Origin of the sequence: Micromonospora sp. NBRC 101691 (assembly GCF_030269285.1) — a bacterium.
Classification (GTDB): domain Bacteria; phylum Actinomycetota; class Actinomycetes; order Mycobacteriales; family Micromonosporaceae; genus Micromonospora; species Micromonospora echinospora.
On sequence record NZ_BSTB01000007.1, the window covers coordinates 276,264 to 291,726 of the forward strand.

Genomic DNA, 15,463 nt, shown 5'->3' on the forward strand with positions numbered 1-15,463 from the left:
GCCGGCGTGGACGGGCAGCGTGATGGCCTTCCGCTGGTGCGAGAGTTTTCCCCTTGTCTTTTGTTCGGGTGCCGTGACGGTGCTCGTGTGCCCGGTGTCCCCCGTGCCGGGTGTCGATCCCCCGATGGGAGTTCCCCCCATGAACACGAAGCTTCTGCGTAAGAGCGTTCTCGGTGTTGCTGGTCTGGCGTTCGCCGGTGGTGTGGTCGGTGGTCCGGTCGGTGCCGCGCTGGACAGCCCCGCCCACGCGGCGACCCCGGTGGCGGTGGTGCAGGCGGAGAAGCCCGACACGGGCAAGTTGATGCCGCACGGTGAGCCGGGTTCGCAGTCGCGGATCCCGCTGAACGCCGAGCAGACCGCGAACGTGAAGGCCATCGTCGAGGCCACCAAGAAGGCCGGCATGGACGAGCGGGCCGCCGTGGTCGCGATCGCGACGAGCCTGCAGGAGTCGAAGCTGGAGAACCTGGGTCATCTGGGTGACCGCAACGACCACGACTCGCAGGGCCTGTTCCAGCAGCGCCCGTCCAGCGGGTGGGGCACGGTCGAGCAGATCACCGACCCGGAGTACTCGACGACCGCGTTCCTGAAGGGTCTGAAGCAGGTCGACGGCTGGCAGGACATGCCGCTGACCGAGGCCGCGCAGACGGTGCAGGTGTCGGCGTACCCGGACCACTACGCCCAGTGGGAGAAGCAGGCCGCTGACCTGGTCGCCGAGCACTGGAACAGCTGACCTCAGACGTTGTGGGCCGGCACCCCGAACCCGGGGTGCCGGCCCACACGCGTGTCCGCGTCCGTCGCGGCTCCTCCGTCAGAGCGGAACCTGACGTCTCCGGCGACGGTCGGCGCGCCGGCGCAGGAACCAGAAGACGAAGACGACCAGCCCGACCAGGAAGATCAGCACCAGTACCGGTAGGAGGATCGCCACCACGGACATCACCACGCTGGTGGCGTCCTCGGCGGTGCTGGCGACCGGAGCGCCGACGCCGGCCGTGCTGGCGTTGACGATGGGGCGGGCCGCCGACTTCAGCAGGTGCACCCCGAGGGCGATCAGCACGCCCACCACCACCGGCACCCAGTCGCTGGACGAGAAGAACTGGCCGGGATCGCTGACGGTGACCGTCTCCGAACTGGACCCGGCCCCGAACGCGAGCCCACCTGCGGTCGGCCGGACCACCGTCTGGACGACGTCGTTGACGTGGTCGACCACCGGCACCTTGTCCGCGACCACCTCCACGGCCAGCAGGACGACCAGGATCGCGATGACCCAACCGTCGCCGAGCCACTGCCAGCCGGCGGGCAGCGTGATGACGTCGGTGTAGCGCGCCAGCAGCCCCATGGTGAGCAGGGGGATGTAGGCGTTCAGGCCGGCCGAGGCGGCCAGGCCGGAACCGGTGAGGATTTCGAACACCCGTCCAGGATCGCACCGGCACGCCAGCGGTGCTCGGTGGCGACCGCCGGTCGCTCCGCTACCCTCGTCGGGTGCGTCTGGTGATTGCGAAGTGCTCGGTGGACTACGTCGGACGGCTCTCGGCCCATCTGCCGCCGGCCACCCGGCTGCTCATGGTGAAGGCGGACGGGTCGGTCTCCATCCACGCCGACGACCGGGCGTACAAGCCGCTGAACTGGATGAGCCCGCCCTGCCGGCTGGAGGAGGCCCCCGGGGTGTGGCGGGTGGTCAACAAGGCCGGTGAGGAACTGCGGATCACCCTGGAGGAGATCTTCCAGGACACCTCGTACGAGCTGGGCGTCGACCCGGGCCTGCGCAAGGACGGCGTGGAGGCGCACCTCCAGGAACTGCTCGCCGCCAACCCGGAGACCCTGGGGGAGGGGTACACCCTGGTCCGCCGCGAGTACATGACCGCGATCGGTCCGGTCGACCTGCTCTGCCGGGACGCCGACCAGGGCACCGTGGCGGTCGAGGTCAAGCGGCGCGGTGAGATCGACGGGGTCGAGCAGCTCACCCGGTACCTGGAACTGCTCAACCGGGACCCGCTGCTCACTCCGGTGGCCGGTGTCTTCGCCGCCCAGGAGATCAAGCCCCAGGCGCGGGTGCTCGCCACCGACCGGGGCATCCGCTGCGTGGTCGTCGACTACGACAAGCTGCGCGGCATCGAGCGCGACGAGCTGACCCTCTTCTGAACCGACCGGCCGGTTCGCCGGGTGGCGGGCCAGGCCGTGCGGTGACGGGACGCCCGCGCCGGCGGGCTCAGCGGCCGTACATCATCTTCGCCGCCTTGACCATGCGGGCGACGTCCCGCGGGGTCCGCTCGAAGGTCATCGCGGGGAGCAGCGACGGGCCGCGCCGCCGGGTGACCGACTTCGCCCGGCCGAACTCGCGGAGGCCGTCCTCGCCGTGGATCCGGCCGAAGCCGGACTCGCCCACCCCACCGAAGGGCAGGGTGGACATGCCGGCGAAGGAGAGCACCGAGTTCACCGAGGCCATCCCGGACCGCAGCCGCCGCGCGACGGCCACCGCCCGTCGCCGGCCGAAGACCGCGCCACCCAGGCCGTACGGGAGGGCGTTGGCGCGGGCCACCGCCTCGTCGACGTCGGGCACCCGGTTGATGGTCAGGGTCGGACCGAAGGTCTCCTCCCGCACGGCGGCCGAGTCCTCCGGCACGTCCACCAGCACGGTCGGGTGGACGAAGGGCGGCTGGACGGCGTCCGCGCCACCGAGCACGGCCCGGCCGCCCCGGGCCAGCGCGTCGTCGATGTGCCGGCGGATGACGTCGATCTGGGCGGGCATGGTGATCGGGCCGATGTCCGCGCCGTCCGCGCCGACGGTCAGCCGGCCGGCGCGCTCCACCACCTTCGCCACGAAGGTGTCGAAGACCGGCTCGACCGCGTACACCCGCTCGATGCCGATGCAGGTCTGACCCGCGTTCATCATCGCGCCCCAGACGCAGGCCTCGGCCGCCGCGTCCAGGTCGGCGTCACCGTCCACGATCATCGCGTCCTTGCCGCCCGCCTCCAGCAGCACCGGGGTCAGCGACTCGGCGCAGGCCGCCATCACCTTCTTAGCGGTGGCGGCGGAGCCGGTGAAGGCCAGCTTGTCCACCCCGGAACGGCAGAGTGCCGCGCCGACGTCGCCGAACCCGTGCACGGCGGTGAGGACCGACTGCTCGCCGACCGCCTCGGCGAACGTGTCGACCAGCCACTGTCCGACCAGGGGGGTGTACTCGCTGGGCTTGAACACCACGGCGTTCCCGGCCGCCAGGGCGTACGCGATGGAGCCGACCGGGGTGAAGACCGGGTAGTTCCACGGGCCGATGACGCCGACCACGCCGTACGGCTGGTATTCCAGATGGCCGGAGAACTCGGCGAGGATCAGCCGGGACCGGACCCGGCGGGGCCCGAGCACCCGGGCGGCGTTGCGGGCGGCCCAGTCGACGTGCTCGATGGCGGTGACCGCCTCGACGACGGCATCGGCGACCGGCTTGCCGCCCTCGGCGTGCACCAGCTCGGCGAGCTGCTCGACGCGCTGGGCCAGCAGTGTCCGCCAGCGCAGCAACCGGGCACGGCGGCCGGTGAAACCGAGCCCGGCCCAGCGGGCGCCCGCGGCGCGGGCACGCTCCACGGCCCGGCGGACGTCCTCCTCGGTGGCCAGCGGGAGGCGACCCACCTCGACGCCGGTCGCGGGGCTGGTCGAGACGAGTCGGCCGTCGTCGACGAGCGGCGTCCCCGGTGCGTTCGCAACCGTCATGGACGAAGTCTAGACCGGGGGCTTACCGACCGGTAGGGTCACGTTCCGGAGCCGTGGTGACACGTACGGTGTCCGGCTCCGAGTCGTGCCCACTGTGGGGGGTGTCGCCGCGCTCCCCGGTTCCGGCTCACGGTAACGTCGCCGCGTCCCCGACCGCCCGAGGGCGGCCCGGTCGGCCGAATCGGTGAACGTGAGGTGGCCGGCCGTGGCCGGTGAGGTGACCGGCCGGCGGTGGGGCCGACGGCCGTTTGGTGGCAGCCTGTGTCACGGGGTGTGCCGGTGGGGTGGAGGGGCGGATTGTCCATGGAGGATCACCCGGAGCTTCTGCCAGTACTGACGGTGGCTGGTGGGCCGATGCGGGGTGCCCGCTTCCGGCTCCGGCCGGGTCCGCTGGTGATCGGCCGAGCGTCGACCGTGGACATCGTCGTCGACGACCCGCACCTGAGCCGGCGGCACGCCGTGGTGCGGAGCGAGGGCGACATGGTGCTCCTGAACGACCTCGGGTCGACGAACGGCACCTGGCTCAACGACCGACGCATCTTCGACGTGGAGCCGCTCACCGACGGCGACGTCATCCGGCTCGGCCGTACGGAACTGCGTTTCTTCGATCCCGGTGTGGCCCTGACCGACCCGGTGGGGCTGAGCTTCGGCGTGATGCGCCGGCACCAGCGCGCGACGCTGCCGCTGCCGGTCGCCGGTCCGCCGTTCCTGCCGGCCGGTGGACCGCCGGCCCTGCGCGCTGCGGCCGAGGCGGTCGACGGGGGTCGGTGACCGGTCCCACCACGTGTCGCGGACCCGGCGTCACGTGGCAGACTCGCGCGCAGAACCTTAGCGACCGTTCAAGCGGCGGTCCGGGAGCGACGGGAGGCCGGTCGTGGCGCGCGAGTTCACCAGCGTGGGCGTTGTCGGACTGGGCACCATGGGTGCCGGGATCGTCGAGGTCTTCGCCCGTAACGGCATCGACGTCGTGGCGGTGGAGATCGCCGAGGACGCGCTGGAGCGCGGTCGCGCAACGCTGACCCGGTCGACCGACCGGGCGGTGGCCCGGGGGAAGCTCGCCCCGGCCGACCGGGACGCCCTGCTGGGGCGGGTGAACTTCGCCGTCGGGCTGGCCGCCCTGGACTCGGTGGACCTGGTGATCGAGGCCGTCCCCGAGCGTCTCGACCTGAAGCAGCGGCTCTTCGCCGAACTGGACCGGATCTGCCGGCCCGAGGCCGTCCTCGCCACCAACACCTCGTCGCTGAGCGTCACCGACATCGCGGTCGCCACCGGACGCCCCCAGCAGGTCGTCGGCGTCCACTTCTTCAACCCGGCGCCGGTCATGAAGCTGGTCGAGGTGGTCCGGACGGTGGTCACCGCCCCCGAGGTGGTGGCCGACGTCGAGGCGCTCTGCGCCCGGCTGGGCAAGGTCGGCGTCACCATCGGCGACCGGGCCGGCTTCATCGCCAACCACCTGCTCTTCGGCTACCTCAACCAGGCGGTCGGGATGGTCGAGGCGGGCTACGCCACCCGCGAGGACATCGACGCCGCGATGAAGCTCGGCGGTGGACTGCCGATGGGGCCGCTGACGCTGCTGGACCTGATCGGCCTGGACACCGCGTACGAGATCCTGGACACGATGTACCGGCGGGGCGGGCGGGACCGCCGGCACGCGCCGGCCCCGCTGCTCCGGCAGATGGTGACGGCGGGCCTGCTCGGCCGGAAGTCCGGCCGGGGCTTCTACACCTACGAGCGTCCGGGGTCGCCGGTGGTCGTACCGGACGAGCGGACGCCGGTGGTGGCGGAGAGCGCGCTCCTCGACGGCGCGCGGACGGTCGACACGGTCGGCGTGGTCGGCGGTGGGACGACGGCCGGCGGGATCGTCGAGGCCCTGGCCCGCGCCGGCTACCGGGTGGTGTCGGTGGCCCGGGGCGAGGAGGACGCCCGGGTCCGGGAGACGGTCACCACGTCGCTGGCCGAGGAGGTGCACCGGGGCCGGCTCGACGAGGCCGGGCGGGACGCCGCCCTCGGCCGGATCACCTGGTCGGCGGCGCTCGACCACCTCGCCGACGTCGACCTGGTGGTCGAGGCGGTGGCCGGGGACCCGGACGCGAAGAAGGCCCTCTTCGCCGACCTCGACGAGGTCTGCAAGCCGGGCGTGGTGCTGGCCACCACCACCGCCACCCTGCCGGTGATCGACCTGGCGATGGCCACCCGGCGCCCCGCCGACGTGGTGGGGGTGCACGTCTTCGACCCGGTGCCGGCGACGTCGCTGGTGGAGATCGTCCGGACCATCCGCACCTCGCCGGACGCGGTGGCGACCGCCCGCGCCGTCGCCGCCCGGCTCGACAAGACCGCCGTCGTCTGCGGGGACCGCGCGGGCTTCATCGTCGACGCGCTGCTCTTCCCGTACCTCAACGACGCGGTGAAGATGCTGGAGGCCGGTTACTCCACCACCGACGACATCGACCACGCGATGACGCTCGGCTGCGCCTACCCGATCGGTCCGTTCGCGCTGCTCGACCGGGTCGGGCTGGACGTCGCCCTGGCCGTCCAGCGCACGCTCTACCGGGAACTGCGTGACCCCGGTTTCGCGCCCGCGCCGCTGCTGGAACACCTGGTCACCGCCGGTTACCTGGGTCGTGGGAGCGGTCGGGGGTTCCGCGACCACGCGTCGGACTGACCGTCGTCGCCGGGGTCACCGCGCCGGGCCGGGCCGCCACCCGGGCGCCGGTCGTCGCCGTGGCGACCGGCGGTGGCCGAAGCGCCGACGACCCGCGAGCGCCCGTACGCTGGATGGCGTGAGCCCCCGTCGCAACCGCCCCCGCCGGGACGACACCGCCCACCTGGACTCCGAGCGGGCCCGGCACGGCGTCCCCACCGTCGAGCGGTGGCGGGACGGCGAGTGGCAGGTACGCGGCATCAGCGGTGGCGCGTCGAGCAAGACGTACCGCTGCCCCGGATGTGACCAGGAGATCCGTCCGGGGGTGGCGCACCTGGTGGCCTGGCCGGCGGACGGGTGGGGCGACCTGACCGACCGCCGGCACTGGCACAGCGGGTGCTGGCGGGCACGGGACCGGCGGGGCCCGGCCGTCCAGCGCGGTCGCGGCGCCCCGCGACACGGTTGAGCGATCTCGGTCACCCCGAAGCCGCCCCCGGCCGGCGCGCGGACCGCCGAGGCGGGAGACTGGACCGGTGAGCACCCCGATCCGTGCCTCCTCGATCCTGCCCGGGCACCGCGAGGACATCGAACTGCACACCGCGGACGGCCTGACCCTCGTCGGCGAGCTGGCCCGGCCGCTCGACCGCGAGCCGGTGGCCACCCTGGTCTGCCTGCATCCGCTCCCCACCCACGGCGGGATGATGGACAGCCACGTCCTCCGCAAGGCCGCCTGGCGGTTGCCGGCCCTGGCCGACCTGGCCGTGCTCCGCTTCAACACCCGGGGCACCACCAGCGTCCGCGGCACCAGCGGGGGCGAGTTCGACAACGCGGTCGGCGAGCGGTACGACGTCGCCGCCGCCGTCGAGTACGCCGAGTTCGCCGAGTTGCCGAACGTCTGGCTGCTCGGCTGGTCGTTCGGCACCGACCTGGCGCTGAAGCACGGCTGCGACCCGACGGTCACCGGGGCCGTCCTGCTCTCCCCGCCGTTGCGCTACTCCACCCCGGAGGACCTGGCCGTCTGGGCCGACAGCGGCAAGCCCCTGGTCGCGTTGGTGCCCGAGTTCGACGACTACCTCCGTCCCGACGAGGCCCGGCAGCGCTTCGCCGCGATCCCGCAGGCCGAGGTGGTCGGGGTGCCGGGGGCGAAGCACCTCTGGGTCGGTGACGCCGAGACCGTCCTCGACGAGGTGGTCCGCCGGGTGAACCCGGCGGTGCCGGTGCCGCTGCCCACCACCTGGGACGGCCCGATGGAGACCGGGGACGTCAGCGCGTACGCCGATCGGACGGTGGCCTCGTTCGCCGACCGGCCGGTCCCCGGCCCGCCCGCGAACCGCGCCGACCACTGACCTGGCCCGGCGCTTCGTCGAACTTTCCGGGGGCGCCGGAGGTCGGCCCCTGAGCCGACCTTCGATCTGGCCCGACCTCCGCGCCGCCCTGCGCCGCCCTGCGCCGACCCGCGCCGCCCTGCGCCGACCTGCGCCGACCCGCGCCGCCCTGCGCCGACCTGCGCCGGGTCGGTCGGCCGGTGGTCAGCGGCCCAGGGCGTCGAGCGTGACCCGGGCGGCCTCGGCGATCAGCGCGTCGTCGTGTTCCGCGTCCTCGGCGGACCGGCTGGAGAGCACCGCCAGCACGATCGGAGCGCCCTCAGGCGGCCAGAGCACCGCGATGTCGTTGCGGGTGCCGTAGGCCGCCGTGCCCGTCTTGTCGCCGACCGTCCAGCCGGTCGGCACGCCGGCCCGGATCAACGCGTCGCCGGTGGTGTTGCGGCGCAGCCAGTCGGTGAGCAGCGCGCGGTCCCCGGCGTCCAGCGCGTCGCCCAGCACGTACGCCCGCAGGTCGGTGGCGAGCGCCCGGGGCGTGCTGGTGTCCCGTTCGTCCCCCGGCGTGGCCTCGTTGAGGGCGGGCTCGGTGCGTACCGGCTTCGTGGTCCGGTCGCCGAGGGCCCGCAGGTGCCGGGCGAGCCCGGCCGGGCCGCCGAGTTCGGCCAGGATCAGGTTGGCCGCGGTGTTGTCGCTGTACCGCACCGCCGCGTCGGCGAGGTCGCGCAGCGACATCCCGGTCCCGACGTGCTTCCGGGTGACCGGCGCGTGCGCCAGCAGGTCGGCCCGGGTGTAGCGGACGACCCGGTCGAGTTGCGCGGGCGTGGTCGCGTCCAGCAGCGCGGCGGCGACCAGCGCCTTGAACGTGGAGGCGTAGGCGAAGCGCTCGTCGGCGCGGTGGGTGACCGTGGCGCCGGAGCCCGTGTCGACAGCGAAGACACCGAGCCGGGCCGCGAACCGCGCCTCCAGCGCGCCGAAGCTCCGGTCCGCTGCCGAGGGGGCGGCGGCCGTCGGAGCCGACGCGGCAGCGCTGGTCGGAGCGGGAGACGAGGGCTCCCCGGAGCCGCAGGCGCCAACCCGAGGAGCCCGGTCACGACGGCACCAGCCACGGCCCGCCGGACATGTCCCGTCAGAGTCATACCGGTGTCGACTACTCCGAGTCGACGCGAACCTTGGTCGGCTTCGCGCTGCGCTCGTCGGTGGTCGGCTTGGTCGGACGCTTCCCGCCCTCACCGGTGCTGGTGATCTTCGTCGGGGTGGCGCCCCGGCCTCCCGCGCCGGGGACCGCCGCCACCGTCGGTTCCCCGTCGACGCCCGCACTGGCCGCGCCACCGTCCAGGGTGGTGACCGGCTCGGCGACCGGCCGGGTCTTCGGCTTGCCGCCGTCGCCGTCGGCGGTCACCTCGGCCAACCGGCGGGCCTCCGCCTGGGCCAGCGCCACCGACTCGCCGGCCTGCCGGACCGAGGTGTCCGTCTCGTCCAGCCGGGACCGCTCGGCACCGAGCTGCTGGCGGATCTCCTCCAGGGTCCGCTGGAGGTCGTCCGACTCCTGTCGGGACTTCCAGGTCTCCTGCCGCAGGTCGGCGAGTTCCTGCTGGGCCTGGGCGATCTCCGTCATGACCTGGGCCAACTGCTGTCGGCCGGCGGCCACCTCCTGCTGGGTGGCGGCGAGGTGCTGCTGGGTCGTCGCCAGGTGCTGCTGCGTGGTGGCGGCGTACTCCTCGAACTGCCGCCGCGAGGTCGACACGTGCTCGTCGGCCTTGCGCCGCTTCGCGGCAGCCTCCGCCTCGGCCTTGCCCAGCAGCTCCGTGGCCCGCTCCTCGGCCTCCCGGCGAAGCGTCGCCACCTGCTCCTCGGTCTCCCGGCGCAGCGTCGCGACCTCCTGCTCGGTGCTCTGCCGCAGGGTCGCCGCGTCCCGCTCGGCCGCCTCGCGGATCCCGGCGGCACCCTGTTCGATCTCGTCCCGGCGGGCGGTGTACGCCCGCTCCAGTTCGTCCTGCCGGGCGGTGTGCTGCTGCTCCAGTTCCTCACGGCGGCCGGAGAACTCCCGGTCGGCCGTCTCCCGCAGCCGGGTCAGCTCCCGCTCGGCCGCCTCCCGCTGCGCCGCGACCTCCTTCTCCACCCCGGCCCGCCAGGTGCCCAGTTCCTGCTGGGTCTGCGCCCGCGCCTGCTGCACGTACGCCTCGGTCTCGGAGCGCATGCGCTGGACGTACGCCTCGGTCTCGGCCCGGCTGCGCTTGGCCGCCTCGGCCGCCTGCGTGGTGAGCTGGTTCGCCTCCTGCTGGGCCTTGGTCCGGGTGGCCTGCGCCGCCTCGGCCGCCTGGTCGGTCAGCTTCTTGGCGTCCTGCTGTGCCCTGGCGTGTGTCGCCCGGCCCGCCTCGGTGGCCTGGTCGGTCAGGCGCTTCGCCTCCTGCTGCGCCTTGAGGTGCACCTCCTTGGCGGCGTCGCGGAGCTGGGCGGCCTCCTGCTGGGCCTTGGCGTGCGCCTCCCGGGCCGCCTCGCGCAGCTTCGTGGCCTCCTGCTGGGCCCGGTTGTGGATCTCCTTGGCGGCGTCCCGGAGCTGGGTGGCCTCCTGCTGGGCCTTGGCCAGCGCGGTCTGCGCCGCCTCCCGGATCCGGGCGGCCTCCTCCTTGGCGGCGGTGACGGTCGCCGCCGCCTCGGCCCGCCGGGCGGCGCTGTGCCGTTCCTCCTCGGCCCGTCGGGCGGCGAGGGCGAGTTCGAAGTCCTTCAGCGCCTTGGCGGCCTGTTCGCGGGCTTCCTCGATGATGTGCTCGGCCGCCGCGCGGCGCGCCTCGATCTCCTCGCCGGCTGCCGCGAGGATGTCGTCGGCCTGTTCCTCGGCGAGGGTGAGGATCTGCTCCACCCGGGGCCCCAGGTGCCGGAACGAGGCCCGGTCGACCACCGTGCCCTGCTTGCGCACGTGTGCCAGGTCGCGCTGGAGCACCTCCACCTGGCCCGCGAGCTTGTGTATCTGGGTGTACGCCTGTTCCCGTTCGGCTGTCAGCGCCGCGATCTCGTGTTCGGCACGGGCTACGTACCGGTCGACCTGTCGTTTCTCGTACCCCCGCAGGGCGGACTCGAAGCTGGGCTCCGTGGTCACTTCCCCGCCGAGAGCGAACAGTTCCTCGCCGTGCGACATACCCCCATCCTCACACGCGGTCGCCCCCGGTGCGGCGATACGCACGGCGACGATGGGACCCAGTTCACCCGGTGCGGGGGACGCGTCGATCGGCTTCGGTGGGCAGCGTATTGCGCGAGGTGCACCCGTTCAAGGTGACACCCCGCGCGACACGACTCATGCCCCGGACGACGCGCGGGCCGTCAGTTGGACTTCTCCGCGGGAACCCGCTCGGCGGCAGCCTCCTCGGCCTTGGCCGGCGCCGCCGGCTCGGCCTTCTGCTGCGGCACACCCGGCACGATGCCGGCCAGGCCGGAGAGCATCTGCCCGAGCTGCGAAGTGACGGCGTCCTTCTGGCGGGTGAGGTCGTCGACCTCGCGCCGGGCGGCCTGGGTGGTCAGCTCCGCCTCGGTGCGGGCCTCGTTCAGCAGGCGCTGCGACTCGGCCTTGGCCTCGGCGAGCGTCTTCTCGGCCAGCGACTTCGCCTTCTCGACGGTCTCGGTGGCGGTGCGCTCCGACTCGACCCGCCGGGCCTCGGCGCGCTGCTCGATCTCCTTGGCGCGCTCCTGCGCGGCGCGGGCCCGCTGCTCGGCCTCGCCGACCAGCTTCTGGGTCTGCGCGACCTGCGCGGCGTGCCGCTCGGACTCCTCGCGCTCGGCCTTCTCCCGCCGCTCGGCGAGCTGGAGCTCCAGTGCCTGGAGGTCCTTGTCCCGCTTGTCGCGGGCGTCGGTGAGCAGCTTGGTCGCCTCGGCGCGCTTCTCCTCGGCCTCGCGGGCGGCCTTGGCCCGCTGCTGGGTGATCTCCCGCTCGGCGGTGGCCCGCAGGGTCGCCACCTCACGCTCGACAGTCGACTTCAGCTCGGCCACCTCGTGCGCGGTGACCGTGCGGAGCTGCTTGGTCTCCCGCTCGGCGTCGGCCCGCAGCGTGTCGGCCTCCCGCCGGGCCTGCACCCGGACCTCGGCCGCCTCCCGCTCGGCGGTGGTGCGGACGCTGCCCGCCTCGCGCTCCGCGGTGGCCTTCATGGCCGCCGCCTCGGCCCGCGCCTTGTCGGTGATCTCGCGGGCCTCCAGGCGGGCCGCGGAGAGGATGCCCTCGGACTCGCGCTTGGCCTCGTTGCGGTGGTCGTTGGCCTGCTCCTCGGCCAGCCGCAGGATCTGCTCGACCCGGGTGCCGAGACCGGAGAGGGTCGGTCGGCTGTTCTCCTCGAGCTGCTTGTTGGTCTCGGCGAGTTTCTGCTCCAGCGCCGCGAGGCGCTGCTCAGCCTGCCGGAGCCGGCGCTGCGCGTCGTTCATCCGCTGCTCGGCCTCGGCGCGGGCCTGCTCGGACTGGGTCAGCGCGGCGGTCAGCCGCCCGATGAAGTCGTCGACCTGACCGGTGTTGTATCCGCGCAGGCCAACGGTGAAATCCGGCTGGGAGTTCGCGTTATCGAAGAACGCGAGAGGGGAGGACTGCTGCTGGGGCATTGGCCCATACTCGCAGACGCACCGGGGTGCTTCGCAAGAGCGGTGCGGAGCTTTCGTGTCCTCTTTACATGGTCACGTCCGGGGGGCCCGGAGCCCGTCCCGGCAGGCGATCTTGGCAGGTCCGAGCCGGGGCGCGGAGGGTGCCCGCCGGGCCGGAAAAGGACGCCCGCCGGCCCGGCCACCGTTTTCCGGGAGACCGGTGCACATCGATGGATTCGACGTCCGCCGAGCACCGACGAAAGCCAATGCCGGTCGCGGCAATCACGATCCGTCCGGTTGCGACGGGCCGGGGGCCGGGTGTGTGCAGGGGCCCCCTGTTCGGCAAAAAGCGGTAACAGGGGGCCCCTGCTACCACCTCAGGCGGGCTGGACCAGTTCGACGAGGACGCCACCGGCGTCCTTCGGGTGGACGAAGTTGACCCGGGACCCGGCGGTGCCCCGGCGCGGGGTCTCGTAGAGCACCCGCATGCCGCGCTCGCGCAGCGCCGCGCAGGCGGCGTCGATGTCGGTGACGGTGTACGCGACCTGCTGCACCCCCGGGCCGTTGCGGTCCAGGAACTTCGCGATCGTCGACTCGGGCGTGAGCGGGGCGAGCAGTTGCAGGCAGCCGCCCTCGGCGGTCGGGCCGACCGCCAGCATCGCCTCGCGGACACCCTGTTCGGTGTTGGTCTCGGTGTGCACGCAGCGCATGCCGAAGGTGCGCTGGTAGAAGTCGATCGCCGCGTCCAGGTCCGCGACCGCCACGCCGACGTGGTCGATTCGGCGGATACCGATGTCTGTGACGTAGTCCGCAGCGGGCTCGACGGGGGAGTTCTCAGCCATGGCGCTAGTCTGACCGAACAAACGTTAAGGCGTACAGGTTCGGCACCCCTACGGAGGCAGACCATGGCTTCGGTGATCGTCAGCGGCGCGCGGACCCCGATGGGCCGCCTGCTGGGCAACCTCAAGGACCTCTCCGCGACCCAGCTCGGCGGCGTGGCGATCAAGGCGGCCCTGGAGCGCGCCGGGGTCGCCCCGGAACAGGTGCAGTACGTGATCATGGGTCAGGTGCTTCAGGCCGGCGCCGGGCAGATCCCCGCCCGGCAGGCGGCGGTCGAGGCGGGCATCCCGATGTCGGTGCCGGCGCTGACGATCAACAAGGTCTGCCTCTCCGGCCTCGACGCGATCGCCCTGGCCGACCAGCTCATCCGGGCCGGCGAGTTCGACATCGTGGTGGCCGGCGGCATGGAGTCGATGACCAACGCCCCGCACCTGCTGCTCGGCCAGCGCGCCGGCTACAAGTACGGCGACGTGACCGTCAAGGACCACATGGCCCTGGACGGGCTGACCGACGCCTGGGACTGCTGCTCGATGGGCGAGTCCACCGAGCGGCACGGAGTGCGGCACGGCATCACCCGCGAGGAGCAGGACGCGTTCGCCGCGGCCAGCCACACCCGGGCCGCCGCCGCGCAGAAGAACGGCCACTTCGCCGACGAGATCACCCCGGTGCTGATCCCGCAGCGCAAGGGCGACCCGTTGGTGATCGCCGAGGACGAGGGCATCCGGCCGGACACCACCGTCGAGTCGTTGGCCAAGCTCCGTCCGGCGTTCGCCAAGGACGGCACGATCACCGCCGGCAGCGCGTCGCCGATCTCCGACGGGGCCGCCGCCGTCGTGGTGATGAGCAAGGCGAAGGCCAAGGAGCTGGGCCTGACCTGGCTGGCCGAGGTCGGCGCGCACGGCAACGTGGCCGGCCCGGACAACTCCCTGCACTCGCAGCCGTCGAACGCGATCGTGCACGCCCTGAAGAAGGGTGGGCTGAGCATCGAGGATCTCGACCTCATCGAGATCAACGAGGCGTTCGCCGCGGTCGGCATCCAGTCCACCCGCGATCTCGGCGTCGACCCGGCGATCGTCAACCCGAACGGTGGGGCGATCGCGCTCGGCCACCCGATCGGCATGTCCGGCGCCCGACTGGTGCTCACCCTCGCGCTGGAGCTGAAGCGGCGTGGCGGCGGGACCGGAGCGGCGGCGCTCTGCGGTGGCGGCGGCCAGGGCGATGCGCTGATCATCCACGTTCCCGGTGCCGGCGAGAACGCCCAGTGAGCGAGCCGGCCACCGCCGTCGGATCGGTCCGGCGCAGTCGGGACGTACCGATGCTGGTGGAGCGGGCCCGGGCGGGTGACCCCCGTGCGGTGGCCCGGCTGATCACCCTGGTCGAGTCCGGCGACGAGGTGCTGCCGCAGGTCGCGGCGGCCCTCGCGCCGTACGCCGGGCAGGCCCAGGTGGTGGGGTTGACCGGTTCGCCCGGGGTGGGCAAGTCGACCACCACCAACGAACTGGTCCGGGCGCTGCGGGCCCAGGGACGCCGGGTCGGGGTGCTCGCCGTCGACCCGTCCAGCCCGTTCACCGGCGGGGCGATCCTCGGTGACCGGGTCCGGATGCAGGACCACGCCACCGACCCCGGCGTCTACATCCGGTCGATGTCCAGCCGGGGGCACCTCGGCGGGCTCTCGGCAGCCACCCCGCAGGCGGTCCGGGTGCTGGAGGGCGCGGGCTGCGACGTGGTGCTGGTGGAGACGGTCGGGGTCGGGCAGGCCGAGGTCGAGGTGGCCTCGCTCGCCGACACCACGCTGGTGCTGCTCGCCCCCGGCATGGGCGACGCGATCCAGGCGGTCAAGGCCGGCATCCTGGAGATCGCCGACGTCTTTGTGGTCAACAAGGCCGACCGGGACGGCGCCGACGCCACGGTCCGCGACATCAACGGCATGATCGCGTTGGGCGAGCGCGGACCGGGCGAGTGGCGGCCCCAGGTGGTGCGCTCGATCGCCGCGCGCGGCGAGGGGATCGACGACATCGTCGCCGCGATCGACAAGCACCGGAGCTGGCTGGTCGAGCACGACGAGCTGCGTCGCCGCCGGGAGGCGCGGGCCGCCGCCGAGATCGAGGCGATCGCGCTCGGCGTGCTCCGCGCCCGGATCGGTTCGCTGCGCGACGGTACGGAACTGCCGTCGCTCGCCGCCCGGGTGGCCGAGGGGGCGCTGGACCCGTACGCGGCGGCGGACGAGTTGCTGTCCCAGCTCGGCGCCTGAGGGCCCACCGGACCCGTCCGGCCTAGTGCCTCGTCATGCAGCCTTGAACGGGTAATCCGGGTGGCGGATCTTGGAGTTGGTCGCGAACCCGGTTTTCGGTCGGGTGTGTTGGTTGCGCCATCGGATGTAGGCGCCGATGGCGGCGTCCT

Annotated in this window: 13 protein-coding genes and 2 pseudogenes; 8 read left to right on the forward strand and 7 right to left on the reverse strand. The window is 73.2% G+C overall.

Features of this window, described 5'->3' with window-relative positions; genetic code table 11:
* Positions 1-139: 139 nt before the first annotated feature.
* Complete coding sequence (locus tag QSK20_RS14285) at positions 140-730, forward strand: hypothetical protein (protein WP_285789088.1); 591 nt, start codon at positions 140-142, stop codon at positions 728-730.
* A 78-nt stretch (positions 731-808) separates the two neighbouring features.
* Here QSK20_RS14285 and QSK20_RS14290 read toward each other — a convergent pair whose 3' ends face one another.
* Positions 809-1,408 carry a DUF4126 domain-containing protein gene (locus QSK20_RS14290; protein WP_285789089.1) on the reverse strand — a complete coding sequence of 200 codons (600 nt, stop codon included), beginning with the start codon at positions 1,406-1,408 and terminating at the stop codon, positions 809-811.
* A gap of 71 nt (positions 1,409-1,479) precedes the next feature.
* Here QSK20_RS14290 and nucS point away from each other — a divergent pair, with 71 nt between their 5' ends.
* On the forward strand, positions 1,480-2,139 hold the full coding sequence (gene nucS / locus QSK20_RS14295) for an endonuclease NucS (protein ID WP_285789090.1): 660 nt from the start codon (positions 1,480-1,482) through the stop codon (positions 2,137-2,139).
* A 67-nt stretch (positions 2,140-2,206) separates the two neighbouring features.
* On the opposite strand, the gene QSK20_RS14300 is transcribed toward nucS, so the two are convergent.
* The gene (locus QSK20_RS14300) at positions 2,207-3,703 is read right to left on the reverse strand and encodes an aldehyde dehydrogenase family protein (RefSeq protein WP_285789091.1); all 1,497 of its coding nucleotides are present in this window, start codon (positions 3,701-3,703) and stop codon (positions 2,207-2,209) included.
* A gap of 354 nt (positions 3,704-4,057) precedes the next feature.
* On the opposite strand from QSK20_RS14300, the gene QSK20_RS14305 reads away from it, so the two are divergent.
* The 4 genes from QSK20_RS14305 (at position 4,058) to QSK20_RS14320 (ending at position 7,690) form a co-directional block, all read left to right on the forward strand.
* On the forward strand, positions 4,058-4,474 hold the full coding sequence (locus QSK20_RS14305) for an FHA domain-containing protein (protein WP_285789092.1): 417 nt from the start codon (positions 4,058-4,060) through the stop codon (positions 4,472-4,474).
* A 103-nt stretch (positions 4,475-4,577) separates the two neighbouring features.
* Positions 4,578-6,365, forward strand: coding sequence for a 3-hydroxyacyl-CoA dehydrogenase (locus QSK20_RS14310; protein ID WP_285789093.1), 1,788 nt, complete (start codon positions 4,578-4,580; stop codon positions 6,363-6,365).
* Between the two features lie 118 nt (positions 6,366-6,483).
* Positions 6,484-6,810, forward strand: coding sequence for an Rv1322 family protein (locus QSK20_RS14315; RefSeq protein ID WP_502888897.1), 327 nt, complete (start codon positions 6,484-6,486; stop codon positions 6,808-6,810).
* A 67-nt stretch (positions 6,811-6,877) separates the two neighbouring features.
* Positions 6,878-7,690, forward strand: a complete 813-nt coding sequence (locus tag QSK20_RS14320) for an alpha/beta hydrolase (protein ID WP_285789094.1) — start codon at positions 6,878-6,880, stop codon at positions 7,688-7,690.
* A gap of 183 nt (positions 7,691-7,873) precedes the next feature.
* Here QSK20_RS14320 and bla read toward each other — a convergent pair.
* The 4 genes and pseudogenes from bla to mce form a co-directional block, all read right to left on the reverse strand.
* A pseudogene (gene bla, locus QSK20_RS14325) lies at positions 7,874-8,773 on the reverse strand (class A beta-lactamase); the annotation flags it as partial.
* Positions 8,774-8,813: 40 nt separating this feature from the next.
* The gene (locus tag QSK20_RS14330; protein WP_285789095.1) at positions 8,814-10,802 is read right to left on the reverse strand and encodes a coiled-coil domain-containing protein; all 1,989 of its coding nucleotides are present in this window, start codon (positions 10,800-10,802) and stop codon (positions 8,814-8,816) included.
* 182 nt (positions 10,803-10,984) lie between these two features.
* A complete protein-coding gene (locus QSK20_RS14335; protein WP_088982388.1) occupies positions 10,985-12,244 on the reverse strand; it encodes a DivIVA domain-containing protein in 1,260 nt (419 codons plus the stop codon).
* 356 nt (positions 12,245-12,600) lie between these two features.
* The gene (mce, locus tag QSK20_RS14340) at positions 12,601-13,065 is read right to left on the reverse strand and encodes a methylmalonyl-CoA epimerase (RefSeq protein ID WP_285789096.1); all 465 of its coding nucleotides are present in this window, start codon (positions 13,063-13,065) and stop codon (positions 12,601-12,603) included.
* A gap of 63 nt (positions 13,066-13,128) precedes the next feature.
* Here mce and QSK20_RS14345 point away from each other — a divergent pair, with 63 nt between their 5' ends.
* Together QSK20_RS14345 and meaB are read left to right on the forward strand one after the other, a co-directional pair.
* The gene (locus QSK20_RS14345) at positions 13,129-14,328 is read left to right on the forward strand and encodes an acetyl-CoA C-acetyltransferase (RefSeq protein ID WP_285789097.1); all 1,200 of its coding nucleotides are present in this window, start codon (positions 13,129-13,131) and stop codon (positions 14,326-14,328) included.
* A 50-nt stretch (positions 14,329-14,378) separates the two neighbouring features.
* A complete protein-coding gene (meaB, locus tag QSK20_RS14350) occupies positions 14,379-15,314 on the forward strand; it encodes a methylmalonyl Co-A mutase-associated GTPase MeaB (RefSeq protein WP_285789115.1) in 936 nt (311 codons plus the stop codon).
* A 33-nt stretch (positions 15,315-15,347) separates the two neighbouring features.
* Here the strand turns inward: meaB and QSK20_RS14355 are convergent.
* Positions 15,348-15,463, reverse strand: a pseudogene (locus QSK20_RS14355) (IS630 family transposase); the annotation flags it as partial.

Bases quoted from the DNA above. Each gene is read 5' to 3' on its own strand.
- QSK20_RS14285 (WP_285789088.1), top strand. From the start codon at position 140: ATGAACACGAAGCTTCTGCGTAAGAGCGTTCTCGGTGTTGCTGGTCTG.
- QSK20_RS14300 (WP_285789091.1), bottom strand. From the start codon at position 3,703: ATGACGGTTGCGAACGCACCGGGGACGCCGCTCGTCGACGACGGCCGA.
- QSK20_RS14305 (WP_285789092.1), top strand. From the start codon at position 4,058: ATGCGGGGTGCCCGCTTCCGGCTCCGGCCGGGTCCGCTGGTGATCGGC.
- QSK20_RS14330 (WP_285789095.1), bottom strand. From the start codon at position 10,802: ATGTCGCACGGCGAGGAACTGTTCGCTCTCGGCGGGGAAGTGACCACG.
- QSK20_RS14335 (WP_088982388.1), bottom strand. From the start codon at position 12,244: ATGCCCCAGCAGCAGTCCTCCCCTCTCGCGTTCTTCGATAACGCGAAC.
- mce (WP_285789096.1), bottom strand. From the start codon at position 13,065: ATGGCTGAGAACTCCCCCGTCGAGCCCGCTGCGGACTACGTCACAGAC.
- QSK20_RS14345 (WP_285789097.1), top strand. From the start codon at position 13,129: ATGGCTTCGGTGATCGTCAGCGGCGCGCGGACCCCGATGGGCCGCCTG.
- meaB (WP_285789115.1), top strand. From the start codon at position 14,379: ATGCTGGTGGAGCGGGCCCGGGCGGGTGACCCCCGTGCGGTGGCCCGG.